The sequence below is a fragment of the Synechococcus sp. H55.2 genome (genome assembly GCF_047462495.1).
Taxonomy (GTDB): Bacteria; Cyanobacteriota; Cyanobacteriia; order Thermostichales; family Thermostichaceae; genus Thermostichus.
Genome location: NZ_JANSJH010000009.1, coordinates 1 through 1,217, shown reverse-complemented (window position 1 = coordinate 1,217; position 1,217 = coordinate 1). Strand labels below are relative to the sequence as shown.

The following is a 1,217-nucleotide window of genomic DNA, read 5'->3' as shown; positions in this document are numbered from 1 at the left end:
TGTACTGAGGGTTTTCCTGGGGCTAGAATCCCGGCACAACGCCCCCAGAGACGGCTGAGAAGGGGAGGAGACAAAGGCAATCTCGCCAGGATCCGGCTGAAAAAGCTGCCACAAATCTTCGCCCTTTTTTACCTAATGCAAAAGTAACCGCTCTGCCACAATGTTTTCAAAGCAGCAGTTTGCGGAAACAGGGCAAATGGAAGGCCCCAGGGATCCGGTGGCAGCAATTCGCCAGGTAAGAGTGACGGAAAAACAGCAGGGCTTGCGGCTGGATCGGGGGTTGGCGGAACAACTGCCGGAGCTGTCGCGCTCGCGCCTGCAGCAGCTCATTTGCCAGGGCCAGGTTTGGCTCAATGGGCGGCCCTGCCTGGATAAGGATCGCCCCCTGCAAGCCGGGGATGAGATTGAGGTGCGGATCCCGCCCGCCACCCCTACAACTCTGGAGCCGGAGCGGATCCCCTTAGACATTCTCTACGAAGATGAGGATCTGCTGGTCATCAACAAGCCGCGCGGTCTGGTGGTGCATCCTGCTCCTGGACATGCCAGCGGCACGCTGGTGCACGCACTGCTGGCCCACTGTCCTCACCTTTCTGGAATCAACGGCGAGCTGCGCCCAGGGATCGTCCATCGCCTCGACAAGGACACCACCGGCGCCCTGGTGATTGCCAAACACGATCAGGCCCACCAGCATCTGCAGGCCCAGATCCAGGCCAAGACGGCTCGGCGCATCTACCTAGGGGTGGTGTTTGGCCGGCCAGCCCAGAGCCAAGGCACGATCTCTGCCCCCATTGGCCGCCACCCGGTGGAGCGGCAGAAGATGGCGGTTTTGCCCTCTGGCCAAGGGCGAGCGGCGGTAACCCACTGGCAGGTGCTGGAGCGCCTGGGCAACTACACCCTGATGCAGTTTGAACTGGAGACCGGCCGCACCCATCAAATTCGGGTGCATGCCGCCCACCTGCGCCTGCCCATTGTCGGGGATCCCCTCTATACCCAGAGCAAAACCAGCCCCGTCAAACTCAGCGGCCAAGCTCTCCACGCCTGGAAGCTCTCCTTTGTCCACCCGCGCACTGGCCAGCCGCTGCAGTTTACTGCCCCCCTGCCGGAAGAGTTCGAGCGGCTGCTGCGGCAGTTGCGCAGCCAGGCCGGATAGGCAGCTTCTAGGGTCGCTCTCGGCCCTGTCTGGCCTGTCCAATCAGGGTTCATGCTGATCCCCGTGA

1 protein-coding gene is annotated in these 1,217 nt (G+C 62.1%); it reads left to right on the top strand.

Features of this window, described 5'->3' with window-relative positions:
- The first annotated feature begins 196 nt into the window (after positions 1-196).
- Positions 197-1,150: an RluA family pseudouridine synthase gene (locus NW844_RS02245; RefSeq protein ID WP_414333102.1), complete on the top strand. Its 954-nt coding sequence runs from the start codon at positions 197-199 to the stop codon at positions 1,148-1,150.
- The last annotated feature ends 67 nt before the right edge of the window (positions 1,151-1,217 follow it).